The 17,097-nt window shown below is 35.8% G+C and carries 18 protein-coding genes; 10 read left to right on the top strand and 8 right to left on the bottom strand.

Annotation, left to right across the window (positions count from 1 at the left end; all coding sequences use genetic code 11):
- Positions 1–71 precede the first annotated feature (71 nt).
- From ACXAFK_RS03760 to ACXAFK_RS03745, 4 genes are read left to right on the top strand one after another with little or no spacing between them, the layout of a single operon-like run.
- The gene (locus ACXAFK_RS03760; RefSeq protein ID WP_474956855.1) at positions 72–1,811 is read left to right on the top strand and encodes a patatin-like phospholipase family protein; all 1,740 of its coding nucleotides are present in this window, start codon (positions 72–74) and stop codon (positions 1,809–1,811) included.
- 23 nt (positions 1,812–1,834) lie between these two features.
- A complete protein-coding gene (locus ACXAFK_RS03755; RefSeq protein ID WP_474956854.1) occupies positions 1,835–2,764 on the top strand; it encodes a DNA/RNA non-specific endonuclease in 930 nt (309 codons plus the stop codon).
- Positions 2,761–3,729 carry a CHAT domain-containing protein gene (locus ACXAFK_RS03750; RefSeq protein ID WP_474956853.1) on the top strand — a complete coding sequence of 323 codons (969 nt, stop codon included), beginning with the start codon at positions 2,761–2,763 and terminating at the stop codon, positions 3,727–3,729. The genes ACXAFK_RS03755 and ACXAFK_RS03750 overlap by 4 nt, the downstream gene beginning before the upstream one ends.
- Positions 3,726–5,078 (top strand): hypothetical protein, encoded by a 1,353-nt coding sequence (locus tag ACXAFK_RS03745; RefSeq protein WP_474956852.1) that lies wholly within the window; start codon positions 3,726–3,728, stop codon positions 5,076–5,078. The genes ACXAFK_RS03750 and ACXAFK_RS03745 overlap by 4 nt, the downstream gene beginning before the upstream one ends.
- A gap of 290 nt (positions 5,079–5,368) precedes the next feature.
- Here ACXAFK_RS03745 and ACXAFK_RS03740 read toward each other — a convergent pair whose 3' ends face one another.
- The 7 genes from ACXAFK_RS03740 to ACXAFK_RS03710 form a co-directional block, all read right to left on the bottom strand.
- On the bottom strand, positions 5,369–6,028 hold the full coding sequence (locus ACXAFK_RS03740) for a hypothetical protein (protein ID WP_474956851.1): 660 nt from the start codon (positions 6,026–6,028) through the stop codon (positions 5,369–5,371).
- Between the two features lie 19 nt (positions 6,029–6,047).
- Positions 6,048–6,401 carry a hypothetical protein gene (locus ACXAFK_RS03735; RefSeq protein WP_474956850.1) on the bottom strand — a complete coding sequence of 118 codons (354 nt, stop codon included), beginning with the start codon at positions 6,399–6,401 and terminating at the stop codon, positions 6,048–6,050.
- A gap of 114 nt (positions 6,402–6,515) precedes the next feature.
- Positions 6,516–7,640, bottom strand: coding sequence for an AAA family ATPase (locus ACXAFK_RS03730; protein ID WP_474956849.1), 1,125 nt, complete (start codon positions 7,638–7,640; stop codon positions 6,516–6,518).
- Between the two features lie 11 nt (positions 7,641–7,651).
- Positions 7,652–7,936: a helix-turn-helix domain-containing protein gene (locus tag ACXAFK_RS03725; protein WP_474956848.1), complete on the bottom strand. Its 285-nt coding sequence runs from the start codon at positions 7,934–7,936 to the stop codon at positions 7,652–7,654.
- A 93-nt stretch (positions 7,937–8,029) separates the two neighbouring features.
- Positions 8,030–8,728, bottom strand: coding sequence for a hypothetical protein (locus ACXAFK_RS03720; protein ID WP_474956847.1), 699 nt, complete (start codon positions 8,726–8,728; stop codon positions 8,030–8,032).
- 10 nt (positions 8,729–8,738) lie between these two features.
- Positions 8,739–10,049, bottom strand: coding sequence for a tyrosine-type recombinase/integrase (locus ACXAFK_RS03715; RefSeq protein WP_474956846.1), 1,311 nt, complete (start codon positions 10,047–10,049; stop codon positions 8,739–8,741).
- Positions 10,050–10,291: 242 nt separating this feature from the next.
- Positions 10,292–11,329 (bottom strand): helix-turn-helix domain-containing protein, encoded by a 1,038-nt coding sequence (locus ACXAFK_RS03710; RefSeq protein ID WP_474956845.1) that lies wholly within the window; start codon positions 11,327–11,329, stop codon positions 10,292–10,294.
- A 194-nt stretch (positions 11,330–11,523) separates the two neighbouring features.
- Between ACXAFK_RS03710 and ACXAFK_RS03705 the strand changes: the two genes are divergently transcribed.
- The 6 genes from ACXAFK_RS03705 to ACXAFK_RS03680 all read left to right on the top strand — a co-directional run bounded on the left by ACXAFK_RS03705 (position 11,524) and on the right by ACXAFK_RS03680 (position 15,569).
- On the top strand, positions 11,524–12,201 hold the full coding sequence (locus tag ACXAFK_RS03705) for an SOS response-associated peptidase family protein (protein WP_474956844.1): 678 nt from the start codon (positions 11,524–11,526) through the stop codon (positions 12,199–12,201).
- Between the two features lie 136 nt (positions 12,202–12,337).
- Positions 12,338–12,499, top strand: coding sequence for a DUF1328 family protein (locus tag ACXAFK_RS03700; protein ID WP_224836341.1), 162 nt, complete (start codon positions 12,338–12,340; stop codon positions 12,497–12,499).
- A gap of 47 nt (positions 12,500–12,546) precedes the next feature.
- Positions 12,547–12,756 (top strand): hypothetical protein, encoded by a 210-nt coding sequence (locus tag ACXAFK_RS03695; RefSeq protein WP_224836340.1) that lies wholly within the window; start codon positions 12,547–12,549, stop codon positions 12,754–12,756.
- Positions 12,757–12,890: 134 nt separating this feature from the next.
- On the top strand, positions 12,891–14,312 hold the full coding sequence (gene cls / locus ACXAFK_RS03690) for a cardiolipin synthase (RefSeq protein WP_252080697.1): 1,422 nt from the start codon (positions 12,891–12,893) through the stop codon (positions 14,310–14,312).
- Positions 14,313–14,404: 92 nt separating this feature from the next.
- Positions 14,405–14,869 (top strand): hypothetical protein, encoded by a 465-nt coding sequence (locus ACXAFK_RS03685; RefSeq protein WP_474956843.1) that lies wholly within the window; start codon positions 14,405–14,407, stop codon positions 14,867–14,869.
- Positions 14,870–14,933: 64 nt separating this feature from the next.
- Entirely contained in the window at positions 14,934–15,569 is a 636-nt protein-coding gene (locus ACXAFK_RS03680) for a hypothetical protein (protein WP_474956842.1), read from the top strand.
- On the opposite strand, the gene ACXAFK_RS03675 is transcribed toward ACXAFK_RS03680, so the two are convergent.
- Complete coding sequence (locus ACXAFK_RS03675) at positions 15,564–17,087, bottom strand: GH3 family acyl-acid amido synthetase (RefSeq protein ID WP_474956841.1); 1,524 nt, start codon at positions 17,085–17,087, stop codon at positions 15,564–15,566. The genes ACXAFK_RS03680 and ACXAFK_RS03675 overlap by 6 nt on opposite strands.
- Between the last annotated feature and the right edge of the window lie 10 nt (positions 17,088–17,097).

Genomic DNA, 17,097 nt, shown 5'->3' with positions numbered 1-17,097 from the left:
TCATCTTGATTTAATAAAGATTTTCTTGAAAAATGAATAATGGTCAATCTACATTTCACTTAGGTATAACAATGGCAGGCGCTGTATCTGCAGGAGCATACACTGCAGGCTTTATGGACTATTTGATTGAAGCCCTTGAATTGTGGGAAGAACAAAAAAAAATTATCAGAAAAAAAATAGCTGATAAGACAGAGTTAAGTAGCTATGAAAATAAAATTCCACTACACAATGTTTGTATAGATGTCTTAGGGGGGGCATCAGCCGGTGGAATGGTCAGTATGATCACTGCTCTCTCAACATATTCAAAGTTTCCACCTGTCAAAGAACCTTCTGATACCATGACTGGTAATATCCTTTATGATAGTTGGGTTCTATTAGATGACGATGCTGAAGTGAAAACTTTTGAGAAAATGTTATTTACAGATGATATAGAGAATAGCACTCATGGAACACCTTCGTTTCTTAACTCTAAACCAATTGATAGAATTGCAGATAAAGTCTTTAATGAATTGGTCGCAAAAGAACAAAAAAGGGATAGACCTAATTACATCTCGGAGGACTTAAGAATAATCCTAACTTTATGTAGTTTAAGAGGCATTCCTTTCGAATTTAAGTTCAATCATATAACCTCAGCTAATTTTCCTTTTTCTCCTGGACATAGAATGAGCGATCATATGATAATTGCTCACTTCAAGACTAAGTTTGATACATTTCTTGATAAGGACATTTACCTAGATTTTGACCCATACGATAATGATTCAAAAGAATTTCTAAAACTATGTACCAAAGCGACAGGAGCATTCCCATTAGGCTTGACCCCCAGACACTTTGAAAATAAATTTTCTAAAGAATATATCAAAAACAGTATTCTAAGGAATTTGGATATTAACAATATTCAAAAGTCAGAAATTGATATAAAAATAGATCACAAATATTTTGATTGTACCATAATTGATGGTGGCACAATTAATAACGAACCTTATTCTGAAGTTGTTCAAGTTTTAGAGGAATTATGCCCTACCCACAATCCTAAATTCCCCATGTTCGGAACAATCATGATCGATCCCTTTCCAAACTTTTACAATCAAGACGAAGCTAAACCCGTGGAAGACATATTTACAACTTCACTATTTCAAAAAAACTTTTGGAGTGTCATACCAAAAGCCTATAGCACTTTTAGAGAACAAGTTAGAGTTAAACATAGTGGATACTTTTATAAGGACTACATAAGATTATTAGTGTTTCCTGTTAAATGGGAGCAAAATGGAATTCTTAAAAATCACCCTCCTATATCTTGTGCAGCTTTAGGGGGTTTTGGTGGATTTTTAGACATTGAGTTTAGGAAGCATGACTTTTTTTTAGGCAGGAATAATGCCCGAAATTTTCTTAGAGCCTTTTTCATGCTTGAAAAGAGCCATCCAATATTTAATGGAATAACTCAAGATTCGATAGATGTTTTTAAAAGAAAAATTAAAACTGAGGATGGCATAGAGACATCTTACTTACCAATAATTCCCGATTTGAACTTCATAAAGGATAAGGAAATGAATAATACAAATCCCTATCAATACACGATTGATGAGTTTCCCAAATTAAAAAGGGAATACTTAAAAGAAATTCGACCAAAATTGAAAAGCAGAATCAAAACCATTTTAACTCATGAAATTAATTCCAGTTTAAAAGGTAAATGGTTGATTAGAAACACTATCAAACTAACCAAGGGTTATGTTGCGAAAAGAATTGCAAGCAGCATTTTAAATGCAATAGAGAAAGATTTTACAAATAGAAATATGATAGCCCCAGATTCATAGTTGCTTTTAAAAAAACTTTTTCTATGTCTTACTCTGAAAATTTTATAAGTAACCATTGCGTATCACTGCCAATTATAGGTAGTTCAATATCCAATATATATAGTCAGAATGGTTTTAATATAGAAGATTATTACTTGGACTATAATAACTATAGTCTTTTACATAATCCGGTTAGATATTTCCCGTATTACACAGCATCTAATATAGATGGACGTTTATTTAAAAAAATTGCCAGAGAAGACCTATTTCATTCAGGTAAAGATTATTGGAAAAAAGATAGTCGTATACCTGAATCAACGCAACTCGGAAGTGAATTATACACTGCGGACAAAAGCGATTTTGACAGAGGTCACCTTACAAAACGAGAGGACGTACAATGGGGGAGCACCATATCTTTAGCAAAACAAGCGGCAGTATCCACTTTTTATTATACCAATGCAGTTCCTCAAATAGATAGATTAAATAGAGGGGTTTGGAGACGCATAGAAGATTACATTTTACATTCTGAGGTGATTGAAAATAGTTTAAAAATATCCTTGTTTTCAGGGCCCGTATTACAAAATGAGGACCCTGACTTCGTAACCGATATTAATGGAAGAGTTATTAAACTTCCATACTTATTTTGGAAAATTATTTACTATGAAAAAATAGGTGAACTATATCGCACTGGGTTTCTAACAAGTCAGAAAGGCCTGCTCACTAAAAAGGGTCTAATATTACCGGTTTACCGAAGCACAAAGAATTACCATGAGCCGTTTATGAACTTCAAGGATGCGGAAACTTATCAAGTAAGAGTTAATTTGATTGAAAAAATTACAAGGTTAACTTTTAAAGAAGCCATAGAAGTGTTTGAAGATGACACACCTGAAAAACTAATTCTTTCCGGTATCGACGTTAGAAATTCAACACGTGATACACAACATTCAAACATTATAATAAATATAACCTTATGACAAATAGTAAGGAAGAGATTTTATTTATTAAAGCTAACCCAATTGATACTCCTCAATTAAAGTTAGAAACAGAGGAGAAAAGGATTCGTGAAGCACTTTCCAGATGTAAGGATAGAGAAAAATTTAATTTTCAATCGCGAGGTGCTGTAACTGTAGATCTTCTTCTTGATTATTTACTTGAACTTAAACCCAACATTTTGCATATTTCAGGTCATGGAGGTGATGATAACACCCTTTTTCTAGAAGACAATGATGGTTACAAAATAGAGATTCCGATTCAACAATTTTGTGAGTTCCTAAGTAATTTTTTAATACATGTAAAGTGCGTATTCCTTAATTCATGCCATAGCCTATGCGGCCTTGATGATTTAGAACATAAAATTCCAAATTTAATTGGAATGAAAAAAGAGATAGCCGATGACGTTGCCATCGATTTTTCCGCAGCATTTTATCGATCACTTTTTAGTGGTAAAACCATTAAAGAATCTTTTAAAATTGCTTTGGATAGAATTTCACTTATCTCAGTAGATGATAGTTTAATCCCTATTTTCCTAGAAAATATAAATGAGAATCAAGATGGTAATGCCGTTTTGAATGATCCTGTCAATAATTCCATTTGTGACAAATTGATTTCAATTGAAGAAATCGACCATTTTAAAAAACAAAAAATAAACAGTAATAGAAATTATAGCTTTTTAATCATTCTATTTTTTGTCATTGCCATAACCGCAGGTACTACGTTATATTTTTTTGATCAAGGACTATTAACAACATTAGCTTCAACAGTGGTTCCAGTTGTCTTTGGAGTTTTACCTTTCGTTGAAATTTCAAAAAATAAAGAAAGAATTGAACTAATTGATTTCTATAAATTAAAAAGGAAAAGACTTGTAAATGCAATTACAATTGTTACTTCAGAGGATGTTAAAAGTTTTAATGAGGAGTTTTTTAAAATAATGACCTTATGAGTGAAATCGAAAACAAAATTTCAGAATTAAAATCCAAAAATAGAAAATCCATTATAATATATGTATTGGTTAGTTTTATAGTACTGTTGGCATTTTTATTTCTACAGATTTATTCTCAGAAAATTAAAGTAGAGAAACAAATCACTGAACAACAAATATTATTACTTGAAAATGAAAAAAGATTTCAAGATTATATTTTAGAAGCAAATAAAAATAGGGAAAACACTTTTAAGAATTATACAAACGAAGAGGTCAATTGGATGTTACAAGAGTTAGGACTGATAAAGAGTTTAACGTCTAATGAAAAAGCAATTAATTCAATCGATTCAATTCAAAAAACTTTAAGTACTCTGTCAAAAATTGTTAGTGATACTACAATCATCATCTACCATAAAAGATTAGCTGACAAAAATAATGTTTTAAGAGCGATCAATTCTATAGCAGCCCCCAAATATGAGTTGAATATTAAACCTGCCGAAAATGATCAGGGAAGGTCTACCATTAATACAATGTATTATGGAAGTTTTGTCAAGGTAGAGAATTTGGAATTATTAAAGAACCGATTGGACTCCTTCCATATTAGCATATTAAATATCAAGCCTTTTGAAGAAACCAGTGATTCAAAACTTCAAAACTCGTCAATAGAATTGAAATTCGAAGATACTCGACGTAGTAATGGAGACAATGAAAATCGAAACTATCAAGTTAAAATGTACTCCTTTAATCCCATTATCTCTATGAGAGATAGTATTGCCAACTTTATAAATAGAGCGCAATATCAATTAACAAGATACCCTGACTTAGATGATAAGCCAAGTTCATTTGCCTCCACACCTACGATATTTTATTACGATAAATCAGCAAGATCCAAAGCAATAGAGTTAACAGAAGAGCTTAATAAGCGCTTTAAAACTTTTGGAATAGGATTTAAATATCAAGAAGGTGCATTAATAAATGAGTCAAATTTTAACAAAAAACACACCTTGGTTTTACAATATTCGGATCCCTTGGCAAAAGAAGTTTTTGATGTAAGTAATACTAAATATTTAGTAAAACTTGAATCTCACAAAATACCATATTCAACAAGACAAGATATTTATTTGTTTTTGAGAAAATACGGTTTTCTGAATATTGAAGCTCATAATTATAAAGAAAATAAGCCCTCGTACATGAAAAGCTACTCTTGTATAATATATTATTCTGAAAAATCTAAAGAAAAGGCAATTGAACTAGCCAGAATAATGAAGCTAAAAACAGGTAAGGAATATAAAGTAGAGAAAGACAATATTAGTGAAGGTGATTTGGGAAAAGAAGAATCTTTATTTTCAATACAAAATTTAAGAGATTAAAACCAACACTAATACAATTTAGCTATAAATCCTTATGCTTAAATTCCTTTAAAATTCTGATTTCTATATTACGTCTTCACTTTAAATGTAAGTTACTTCGTAGTTTAAAAATTAAATTTACAATACGTTGCGCACCGAATACTTTATACGCTTAACACATATTTGTAACAGGTAACCTATACAAGTATATTTAAAGAAACAGCAGGAAAAGCGCTAAAAAAAGCGGAGCCGCTGTAAAGCAACTCCGCCATCAACATAGTCAATACAGATTACAAACACAGGTAACCAAATTAAACTCGACTTAAGATATAAGGATAGTTCATTTCGATGGAAGAAAGGTCAGAGCTAAGATTTCTTACAAAATGACCTATTACGGATTTTACAATTCTGTATTCTGCACCAATCTTTTTTGATGCGTGTACGAACATTTCGACATCTTTTATTTTTTCCATTTGTGATGCCTTCGTAGCATACAATTTGAAATATTCCTCATCTAAATGAATTTGGATTTCTCCATTTCTAAAAGAATATAAATCAGAAATTCTATGGGTTACTTTTCTTCCTGCTTCGGAAAGAATGTCTTTGCCTTCTGGTCTGTGCTCGAAATATGAGTAGAAAATATGATTGAAGGGATAAAAAGACAATGTTCTATTTTGTCCCTGAACAAACTTTGTTTGCAACTTTTCCAAACTACTACAATCAAGTTCGATAAACTCTAAGTACTTTTCAAATCGAATCTTTTTAAAGGCAATATTGTTTCTCCAATCTTTTTCATGAAATGCGATAACGCGATTTACAAATTTACCGTCCAATAAATGCTCAGGTTTGATAAACGGCAGACCCAACCTTTCAATTTCTAAAGATGCCTCAACCAATAAATTGGCATGCTCCATGATTGACGCTTTTACCCCTTCGTACTTTTTCTCATCATATTTTAATAATTGTCTCATAACGAATAATTTTATGTAATTAATTTATTAAACTCAATTCTTGCTTTATTTTCTTTTCATTGACCTTTTTAATATTAAAGCGGCAGTTGGGGCTGTTATCCGATACTTTTTTATACCGATAGCCGCAAAGCATCATTGCCGCTATAAACTCTCCATTTGATACGTGTATTTTATTTTTAAAACACCGTTCTACTAGGTGTTTCAGGCCGTAGGAAGAACACTTATAATTGAAGTACTCCTGTTTCTGAAAATGTTTTCTAATAAAGTGAATAAGCCAGCCGAGCTCCTCAATAACAATAGGCTCGCCTTTTGGGTATCCAGCCTCAAAACCTTCCTTAGTCAATGTCTTTGGCAATTCAAATGTGATTTCCATATTTTCTATCTAGTTATTAATAGGTTAAGATTTAGTTTAGTGCCTATATATAGGCACTTAAACCTAAAGCCATGCATTGGTGGGTTTAATAGATTGGTTTAAACCTTGTAAACCTTAACTTTTTTCAAATGGCCCTTGTTTATACGGCCCTCTGTTTTTTTCTTGAATCAACCAACCTTTGAGTTCCATATGGGACAAAAGCGATTTTGCGGCATTGTCTCCGATGGTTTTATTAAAAATACTTGCATGTGCATTCTTCAATGACGCAACCAATAACCTGTACGTATATTCATTGCTTGTAGAATAGACCTTATTTAAAAGCTCGTAAAGCTTATGGTCGGGCAATTGATACGGATCAAATTTGCTCCGTTTTTTGGTTGTTCGTTGCTCAAAATCTTCCACCTCAACAGGCAGGCCGTCCAGTATTTCAAATGCAAAAGGTTCAGGTTCTTCATTACGACACATTACCGCTTCCACGACAGAAACATCCTTATCTTCTTGAGATTTTGTAACGGATAGGACGGTCTCGGCCTTATGTGTTAATTCACTTCCTAAATGACCTCTGGCATTAGTATCTCCTTTATTTTGATGAAGGACACATGCAATATGGATGTTTCGTTCTTCCGTCCACTTCAACAACTTACTTGCTATTTCCGTGGATTCTTCTTCACTGTTAATAGAACTGACCAAATCCCTTATCCCATCGATTATGACAAAACCCACTTTTTCAGTATTGTAAATCGCTTTTTCAATAAGCCTAAGCCGGGATTTGGGCCTTAAGCTTCTTAACGCATATAGATGCAGGTTTTTTGGCTTGCTCAAACCTAATAGCTCGCAAACCCTTTTCAGGATGAGTTGAGTGTGGTATTTTCCTTGTTCTGTATCAAAATAAAGAATCAAATCTTGCCCACTTTTAAGGTAACTGTCAAAACGATTATAATTCCCCTCGCTGCTAACCAAAGCTGCAAGAACATAGGTCATATAAAATGACTTCCTGCTTTTTGCCTTGCCAATTACGAGACTAATATTCCCTAAGGTTCCTAATGGATAATGGATGTCTTTTAATCTTCCCCTTATTGAGTGTGAAATTTCAGGTCGTTTAAATTCTTCATCGACTTTAACCCTGTATTTTTTAAGGATTGTTTTAAATTTTTTTTGAGCCTTTTTTTTGAAGGGTTTTTTCTTTTTAATTTTACTATTTATATCAAATTTTAAAGGGTTATCAGTGTTTTTTTCCATACTTATAACCCTTATTTTTTGAGAATCTTCAAAGCCTCCAGAAGCTCACTCCTTTTATAGTAGCGTCTTGAGCCAGCTATACCATATGCCTGAATCTTTCCTTTTCTTTGCCAATGCCATAAAGTGGAGAGGTTAATTTTTAAATATTCTGCTGCTTGTTCCCTTGTTAAAAGGTCATCATTGGCATCCTTTGCAAGAAGCTCTTTTTTTAATTCTTGAAGTTCAGACTTGACCCCTTGCTTTATCAATTCAGCCAATTCTTGTGGCTTGAGGTTAATTAGTTGAAGTGATTCCATAATGCATTGTTTAAGATTAACAATGCAAAACTGGCATCTTAAGTTCTACACATTGCACACGTAATTGTGCTTTTTGTGTGTGTTAAATTATTTCTATATCAGGGAGCCTTTAATACTGTTGTACAAGTCATACTTTTTATTGTCCAGTCCCTTTTGTTTGTAATCTACCCTATCCATCCCTAATCCATATTGATTTGTAATGAAGTCACGAAACTCGGATTGTGAGCAAATAATAAATTTGTCCTTATTCATAGCATAATATAGAAAGCTATAATAAGCTTGGAAGTGTGTTTTGTTTTTGTAATATTGATGCATTTTTTGAAAAAACGAGTAAGCAAAAGAATCCTTAAAAATCTCCGGATAGTCATTTTTCAACTCCTCATAGTTTGACAATTTATAGACTACCTCTGCAAATTTTTCAATTTGTTGGTGGTATTTAATCAATTTATTCTCAACCAATTTGTCTTTCACTCGTCTGTAAAACATATATACCTCGGTATTTTCTTTAAAAACTAAATCACTATACTTGTCCATAATTGATTCATAGTGAAGATATAGACATCTAGATTCTTCGCAAAGTCGATTCAATTCTCTATTGTTGAGTTTTGTAGTGTATACATATTCCTCAGCTCTATTTAGAATATCTTTGATTTTTCCAAGTATAGTGTTCAATTCACTAGAGTTGGGTTTCAAATTAATTTCACTCGACAACCACTCATTAAAAAGAATAAGCGTTCTTTTAATGTTAACGACTGGAAAATTTGGGCTGAATGGATTTACCTTAGATTCCATATAACTTAAATTAATCAAAATATTTATAAGCTTCTATAGCCAAGTCCTTATTGCTCTTTTTAATATAGTTGAGAAACATTTTTTCAGAAGAGTGACCAGTTATATAAATTAAAAACGTAGTAGGTACTTTTCCATAGTGGTTTGTAGCAAAACTTCTACGCCCTATATGACTGGAAACAAGCTCCCATTTCTCAAATTTACCAATGATGTCTCTATAGTCATTCTTCGTTGGCTTCACTCCTTCGGGCGCAATGCTCTCCCTCTTTTTTCCTTCACATAATTCGTTTATTTCAGCCAATTGACAAACTTTTTTTATGAAGGCATTATATTTTTGGTCTGAAATAGGCCGCGGGAACTCTCCATTTCTTTTACTTAGAATATCACGGACTTCTCTTGAAAGAGGAACAACCATTTGTTTGTTGGTTTTTACTTGTTTGAATTCCAAGAGAAATTTGCCGCTTTCTTCCCTTATCATATCTGGTTTAAACCGCATGAAATCCGAAACCCGTTGACCCGTATAACAACTTATCAGTAGCCAATCACGTGCATTATCCAGATATTCTTGCTTTAGTTTTAGCTCCTTTATAATTTTTAATTCATCAAAGGTCAAATAGATATTTTTTGCAGCTTCGTTCGATAGCTTTAATGCATCCATTTGGGGATGTATCTCTAATCCGAGATACCTCGCATAGCGGCAAACAATCTTAATTAGTTTTAAATCCTTTTGTTGTGTATTTCGGGAGTACTTTTTTTCAGTGCTATATTGAACAAACTCGTTTTTGAAATCCTCATTTATATTGCTAATTTTTACTTTATATCCCTTATATATATCAAACTTTGCAAGCTTGTTTTTGGTCACATTTAGTGTTTTTATATGACTTTCACTTACCTCTTCTCGACGTTTGTTTATGTAATAATCAAAAAAAGAAACTAAATCCAAGGGAAAGTCTGTTTCCTGTACTTTTGGACGATAAAACTCATCTAAGGTATCTTTTAGCCAGTCTTTGGTTTCAATAACCTCATCAATTTTAGATTCAGAAAACGCTCTAAGCACGTAATTCTCAATAGCATTAAGCTTGTTGCTAACCTCAACTTGTTTATTAGCCAAATCTATATCCTTGACCTTCCTTTTTAGATGTAGTTCTTTCCAATATCTTTTAGCACTTAACTTACTGTTGTTCTGAATTTCAGCATAAGAATAAATATAAAGTTCCGTTTTAGCTCCTAAGACATAATCTTTATCATCATGCCTAAACAACAATCGAATAGTTAGTGGAGCGTTTTCTTTTATGGAACGATATAAGAAGTTAATTGAGGCCATTTTAACCGTACAAATTGATTGATTTTTGTACGGCAATGTACGGTATAATGCAATCTCATACAATAGGAACAAAGAGATGTTTTAGAAAAAATCGACAAAAGTATTGCAAACACTGATATTTCAAAATATTTAAGCTGTATCTCAAAACCCCTACTATTACATAGAAGTAGTTCTGGAGGTACCACAAAAAAACCCACAACAAATGTTGTGGGTTTTTTGTTTTTTATTCTTACTAGTCCTTACTACCCCACTACCTCAGCGCTTCTTTTACTATTTTTAAATTCACTCGGACTCAATCCATATTTCTCCTTAAAGATCTTGGAGAAATAACTCCGACTCGTAAAACCAATGGAATAAACTACTTCCGAAATATTCATTTCGGTATTCGCAATATAATCACGGGCCAGCTCCAATCGCGCATGTCGAATATATTCCGTTACCGTTTTATTGTACAACAACTTAAAACCTTCTTGCAACTTGGCCTGGGTAAGGCCGGTTTCCGCGGAAATCTCTTCAAGGGAAAAATCCTTGGCAATATTTTTTTCTATTTTATTGGCATATTTCCGGATTGCCTTTAATTCTCGTTTGAGCAAATTGGTCTGCGGCCCCTTATTCTGGACTTCTTTATTGTGCTGTAAAATGTGCATGGACAGGATCTGGTACACAAATCCCTCGATCATCATAATACGGACCATGCCTTTTGCCTTTACTTTTTTTATTTGTGATATGACCTCGGCAATCTTAAGGTTGTAGGAGCCGTAATAGGCGAATATCTTTTCGTGGTCGGTATCCAGAAAAACGCGGTACAATTGTTTGTTCAACTCTTCGCCCTGATTCAGTCTTTTGCGCAAAAATGGCTTTCTGCGCACTTGGATCACCGTTTGCGAAACCTTTACATCTTTCGGGAAATATCTGTCGCTTACCCCACCATCGCGATTGGTTAAGATCACCGATTGAAATTGTTCCATGATCTTGATCTTGTCTTCTGGCTGATATCCAAATTTATGTCCGCAGTAGCCTTCGAGACAGTAATAAAAATTAATAGGGTTGAACTCTGAAGTGTCCACTTTCATCAATACCTCATCAGAAAAAGTAATATCGAACTCCAACAGGCTCACTCCCCATTCAAATATTATGAAACGTATGCTTCCGGTTGCCCTCTCATTGGCAACATTCAAGGAATACTGCCCCCATCGTTCCGTTATCTCTCCCCCGATCACTTGCCTGATCTGCTCGACCGACTCTGCGGTATCCTGAGCACTTACCTCAATTGTTATCATTAAAAGGTCTCCCTGCTTTTTGTTCAACTATTGATCCTAACCCATAAAGATAGTCTTTGTTGGCATTTGTACAACCATTCACCTTGCCTTTAGAAAGATTTTGAGAAAAATAAATGGAAAGCAACACGATTAAAACGGTTTGAGTCAAACTTTTTACCCATTTATCGATTACTTGGAGTCCATTATTAAAGATTATGATTTACAAGCTTTCAAATGATGCAGGGAGAGAAGCCATAGAAAAGGAGTTTGGAATCCCCTTCAGGTATCCAAATCTATACAGACCAAACCCAGTGATCAACGGTTTTCATGAAACCAACCTTAGTGTGGTGACCATGGAAGAACCAAAAGTAATCACATTTGCTATCTGGGGACTTATGCCCCAAAATTTTAAAGAAGACTGGCACATTTTCCAAGAGTACACCAACTCATTGAACGTAACATCCGTGGAACTCAACAGTGTTGACTGGATGAAGGATTCCTTTACCCAAAGACGTTGTTTGATCATTGTTACCGGCTTTTACACCTATTTATTGCAAAATGGCAATACTTATGGTTACCACATACAACAGGCATCCAAAAAGCCTTTCTACCTTGCAGGAACCTATAATAGACTAGAGGACGGTTTTTTGTGCACTGCACTAATGGTCAACCGAACGCACCCTTTTATTTCCAAGTACCACAACATCAGCAATCTGGCACCCGTTATCGTTTCCAAAGAGAATGCACCCACTTGGCTACAAGAAGAATCTCCAAAGGAGGGTTTATCGAACATTATTAACCACCCACAACAGTTGGATCTAATAGCCGAAGCCGTCCCAAGCAGATTTTTTCAACGAGAAAAGAGCTTATTTACCAGCGAACAACGTATTTAACTGGCTAGTGCACTATCGATTAGCTTTTGAGTCAAGATTAAAACCAAAAGCGACAAACTCCCGCTCCAAACCGACCGATATTTGTACTGTACTGATTAAAAGATAGTCAGACATTAACCTTAAAAACACAATCATTATGTTACGTTGGACAGTTACCTTTATCATATTGGCCATAATTGCCGGTATTTTCGGATTTGGAGGCATTGCTGCTGGAGCAGCCAGTATAGCCAAAATCCTATTCTTCATATTTATTGTATTATTTATCATCTCCCTAATAACAGGAAGAAAAAAAATATAGATCACACACACTTAAAAAAAAGTATTAACCCTAAACATAAAGAACCCATGAAAAAGTCGATAAGTTTATTCACCATGTTAATTGCAATGGCACTAACGTTAAGTTTTACCAGTTGCAGGGAAACAAAAGAAGATAAGGCCGAAGAGGCCATTGAAGAAGTAGAAGATGCAGCAGAAGATGTTGGCGACGGTATTGAAGATGCCGCGGACGACGTGGAAGACGAAGTAGAAGATGCTGTGGACGATAGTCCTCAATAATCCTTTACTTCCCGACCGAACAACTCTGGCAATAGTTTTGCCAGAGTTTTTTTATTGTACCGATCCTCCCCTTACCTCACGATTTATTGGTAAATCCTGCTTAACTTAGAAGAAACGAACACCACCCTTTATTTGTGAAAACAACTTTCATTATTGTATATTTAGTTGTTTCCGTTTGGGCCATTGGGGCCATAATCTACCACGGAAGAAGGCCATCGCGCTCCATTAGTTGGGCATTCGCCATCATAGTTCTGCCCATATTCGGCGCCGTTCTCTATTACCTTTTTGGTATGAACCGCAGAAAATTCAAATTCTTCAATTCCAAAGAATTTGAAAAAAGAAACACCTATACCCACCCTAAGATATCGGCGCAAGACAAATTTAAGTCCCATTTTAACGAGGACATCCGAAAAGAAAGGCTCAATCGACTCATATCCAAAAGCTCCAACACCACTGCAAAAACAGGAAATAAAATAGCCGTTTTACAAGACGGGGCAGAAACCTTCAACGAACTCTTCAACGCCATGGAAGAAGCTAAAAAATTCATTCATGTGCAGTATTATATTTTAGAGAAAGGCGATTTATTCGATAAGATGTTGGACCTTTTCCAACAAAAGATTAAAGAAGGCGTGGAAATCCGGATACTCTACGATTCACTGGGCAGCTACCAACTGCGTGGGCGACCCAAAAAGAAATTTCAGGATATAGGGGTCAAAATACACCCCATAATGCCCATTCGGTTAAAGAACCTGTTGTTTTCTCTCAATTTTAGGAACCATCGCAAAATAGTGGTCATAGACAATAAAATAGCATTCACTGGCGGTGTTAATGTCTCCGACAAATACATTAAGCGCAAAAATGATCTAGGCAAATGGAAGGACACCCACCTGAAACTCGAAGGCCCCATTGTCAACGATTTGCACATGGTTTTTTTAAAAGATTACTTTTTTGCCAGTAAGCAGGAAGAGTTCAATATAACGGACTATTTGTTCGAACAAAAATCCAAAGGCGAAATAGAAGCTCAGGTCGTTGCCGGAGGCCCCGATTCCAAGCACCCGACCATAATGCAACAATATATAGGTATGATGAACCAGGCCAAAGCAACAGTTCGCATTGCCAATCCTTACTTTGTACCCGGCGAAGCATTTTTACAAAGTTTAAAGATCACCGCTCTCGAGGGAGTAGACATTACCTTGTTGGTCCCTAAAAAATCCGATTCCAAAGCCGCAAAGTTTGCCATGTTTTCACACTTTGAGGAATTACTGAAAGTGGGCGTAAAAATTTATTTACGGGAAGATTTTTCACACAGTAAAATTATGGTCGTAGATGATGACCTCACATCTATCGGGTCGGGAAATTTTGATATTCGAAGTTTTGAACTCAACTACGAGACCAATATTCTTATCTACAATACAGAAATAAATAAGGAACTAACATTGGAGTTCGACAGAATCTGCAAAAATGCGAATGAAGTTACGTTGGAAAGGTTCCAAAACCGTGGCCTTTGGCTCAAATTCCTCGAAGGGCTCTTCAAATTCTTCAAACCGCTTATTTAGCACAATAAATTAATGGTTTGCATCAATCATTAAATGATTTAAGACAAGTAAAAACAGGGTTGAGACTACCTTTGTCTCAAAATAAAGCAATCATGAAAAATTTACTTGTATTTCTATTTTTTATTGGAGCAACAACCATGAGCGCTCAGAGTATTTCCAAAAATGCCCTGGGTATTAGAGTAGGTGACAACGACGGTTTTGGAGGCGAGGTTTCCTATCAGCGATACTTGAAAGAGAACAACAGATTGGAGTTCGACCTGGGTTGGAGGGATTCCGACAATGTCGAGGCCATTAAATTGGTGGGACTCTACCAATGGGTAATGCCCATTGATGGTGGTTTTCATTGGTATGTTGGTGCTGGTGGAGGTATAGGTTCCTTTGATGCCGGTGAAAACGACGGTGCCTTTGCCCTTATAGCAGGAGACCTGGGAATTGAATACGATTTTGATATTCCTCTATTGATCTCACTGGACATGAGACCTGAAATTGGTTTTAATGATGATTATTCCGATGACCTTGATCTGGATATAGCCCTAGGTCTGCGATACCAATTCTAAAAAAGCAACATTCAACCAAATAAAAGGGCAACACAGTTTTGCCCTTTTTTTTAACACTTTCATTTTGAAAAAAAGACTATTGCTCCTTTTTATATTTTTTATCTGCTCCTTTATTATGATCACATTTTTTAAAAAACCTAAAAGCACCGTTCCCAAGAATATTCGTCAAGAGGTAAAAACGGCGCTGAGCTATTTTCCCGAACTGGATGGTATTCCAATTCGTTTCAAGTTCAAGAAAAGTATAAAAAAATCGGTGATGCTCGCGCAGCCCACCTGGAGCGGACTGTTAAAACCCCGAAAGGAACGGAGTTACGTAATTCTTATCAGCGAAAAGTTTAAAATATCGGGAGAAGAATTCAAAACTGTGGATGTCCCGCGCGATGTGCTCATTGGGTGGATAGGTCACGAGCTCGGACATGTAATGGATTACCAACAGCGAGGAAATTTAAACTTAATGGGATTTGGAATTAGATATGTAATGCTTAAAGAATTTGTGAAAAAAGCGGAGCGAGCTGCCGACTCGTTTGCAGTATCGAGAGGCATGTCCAATTATATCTTAAAAACTAAACGGTTTATACTGAACCATGCCAATATAGACAATGGGTATAAAGAACGAATCAAACAATATTATCTGTCGCCGGACGAAATTATGGAAATGGTAAAAAAACAAGACTCCACGAACAACAAGGACCTTTTATAATTGTTGGGATATAAAATCCTCCCATTCCTGAAAGCGTTCCTCTCCCATCACTCTTTCCATTTTTACCTGTCCGCCTTTTTTCTTGTTGGCACCACTCCATTCCGCAAACATTTGCTGCGGTACAAACCGCACCTTGACCCCTTGCAAGGCCTTGCTACGGGCGACCTTATAATTTTTGTTGGCGTTTTGTAGATAATTATCCAAAATCTGGGCGGTGTTATCCCTGTCCAACTTTTTATCGGAGCCCAAGTACCACGAATGATAAAACCCATCGTCAAAACGTTTGGCGCACAATGTAAATTCCGGCACTTTTATGTTCAGTGCATCTTCCAGGTGTTTTACCGCATCGTTTAACTTGTTCACGGAAAGTTGGGAGCCAACGGTATTCAAAAAGAATTTGGTGCGACCGGTAATTTTAATTTCGGCCCGCTCTACATCCGTAAACGCAATAGTATCCCCAATGATGTACCGCCAAGCACCGGCCACTGTAGATATAATTAGCACATAATCCACGTCCTTTTCCACCTTGTCCAATGTAAGCGATGGAGCATCTTCCGTTAAAGACCCATCTTGGTTGACATATTGGGGCTCGAAAGGGACAAATTCAAAATAAATACCATTGTCCGTAATCAACTTCATTGCAGTGGTCTCCGGCCGCACTTGGCAAGCAAAAAATCCTTCGGAAGCCAAGTACGTATCGATTACCTGAATGGGACGGCCCAAAAGAGCATTAAAGCTTTTCTCGTAAGGATCAAAAGCCACCCCCCCGGAAGTATAGGCCCGTAGGTTGGGCCATATTTCGTGAATATGGTTCACCCTATGATATTCCAGTACTTTTTTGAGCATTAGCTCCATCCAAGAAGGAATACCGCTCAATGCACCAATATCCCAGTTTTTGGCATGTTTGGCTATGGACAAAACCCGCTCGTCCCAATCATCTATTTTAGCAATCTTTTCTCCGGGCTTGTAATATTTTTTAAACCAAAATGGAATATTGCTGGCGCTTATCCCGCTTATTTCACCTTCCTTTTTTCCGTCTCGTTCCTCTAAATTGGTAGAACTGCCCAGCATCATAATCTCTTTCTCAAAAAAATCCGCTGGCATATCAAAATTGCTCATTGCGAACACTTGTTCTCTACCTGCTCGAGTAATGGAATGGAGCATGTCTTTGGTTACGGGTATCCGTTTGGATTTTTTGCCGGTGGTTCCCGAAGAAAGTGCGAAAAAATCCGGACTGCCCGGCCAAGCCACATTGGGTTCCCCGTTTATGGTTTTGTCCCACCATTCGGATTTTATCTTGTTATAATCAAAATAGGGTACGGAGTCCGAAAACGTCCTTTGGATATTTTTGGAATTCAAAATGGAATCGAAACTATACTTTTTTCCAAATTGGGTGTCCTTGGCCTTTTCCAATAGGCCCACCAATACCTTTTGTTGCTCTTTTGCCGGATCACCTTCTATGCTCAGGGCGTCTCTCGCCTCGATAACTCCTTTTATAATATTTCCAATAATCGCCATTTTGGGTTTT

The organism is Flagellimonas sp. ABD4_174 (assembly GCF_056160185.1).
This window is presented reverse-complemented; position numbering and strand designations above follow the sequence as displayed.

Bases quoted from the DNA above. Each gene is read 5' to 3' on its own strand.
- ACXAFK_RS03695 (WP_224836340.1), top strand. From the start codon at position 12,547: ATGAAAAAGTCGATAAGTTTATTCACCATGTTAATTGCAATGGCACTA.
- ACXAFK_RS03675 (WP_474956841.1), bottom strand. From the start codon at position 17,087: ATGGCGATTATTGGAAATATTATAAAAGGAGTTATCGAGGCGAGAGAC.
- ACXAFK_RS03710 (WP_474956845.1), bottom strand. From the start codon at position 11,329: ATGATAACAATTGAGGTAAGTGCTCAGGATACCGCAGAGTCGGTCGAG.
- ACXAFK_RS03685 (WP_474956843.1), top strand. From the start codon at position 14,405: ATGAAAAATTTACTTGTATTTCTATTTTTTATTGGAGCAACAACCATG.
- ACXAFK_RS03750 (WP_474956853.1), top strand. From the start codon at position 2,761: ATGACAAATAGTAAGGAAGAGATTTTATTTATTAAAGCTAACCCAATT.
- ACXAFK_RS03740 (WP_474956851.1), bottom strand. From the start codon at position 6,028: ATGAGACAATTATTAAAATATGATGAGAAAAAGTACGAAGGGGTAAAA.
- ACXAFK_RS03715 (WP_474956846.1), bottom strand. From the start codon at position 10,049: ATGGCCTCAATTAACTTCTTATATCGTTCCATAAAAGAAAACGCTCCA.
- ACXAFK_RS03720 (WP_474956847.1), bottom strand. From the start codon at position 8,728: ATGGAATCTAAGGTAAATCCATTCAGCCCAAATTTTCCAGTCGTTAAC.
- ACXAFK_RS03735 (WP_474956850.1), bottom strand. From the start codon at position 6,401: ATGGAAATCACATTTGAATTGCCAAAGACATTGACTAAGGAAGGTTTT.
- ACXAFK_RS03700 (WP_224836341.1), top strand. From the start codon at position 12,338: ATGTTACGTTGGACAGTTACCTTTATCATATTGGCCATAATTGCCGGT.
- ACXAFK_RS03745 (WP_474956852.1), top strand. From the start codon at position 3,726: ATGAGTGAAATCGAAAACAAAATTTCAGAATTAAAATCCAAAAATAGA.
- ACXAFK_RS03730 (WP_474956849.1), bottom strand. From the start codon at position 7,640: ATGGAAAAAAACACTGATAACCCTTTAAAATTTGATATAAATAGTAAA.
- ACXAFK_RS03755 (WP_474956854.1), top strand. From the start codon at position 1,835: ATGTCTTACTCTGAAAATTTTATAAGTAACCATTGCGTATCACTGCCA.
- ACXAFK_RS03725 (WP_474956848.1), bottom strand. From the start codon at position 7,936: ATGGAATCACTTCAACTAATTAACCTCAAGCCACAAGAATTGGCTGAA.
- ACXAFK_RS03705 (WP_474956844.1), top strand. From the start codon at position 11,524: ATGATTTACAAGCTTTCAAATGATGCAGGGAGAGAAGCCATAGAAAAG.
- ACXAFK_RS03760 (WP_474956855.1), top strand. From the start codon at position 72: ATGGCAGGCGCTGTATCTGCAGGAGCATACACTGCAGGCTTTATGGAC.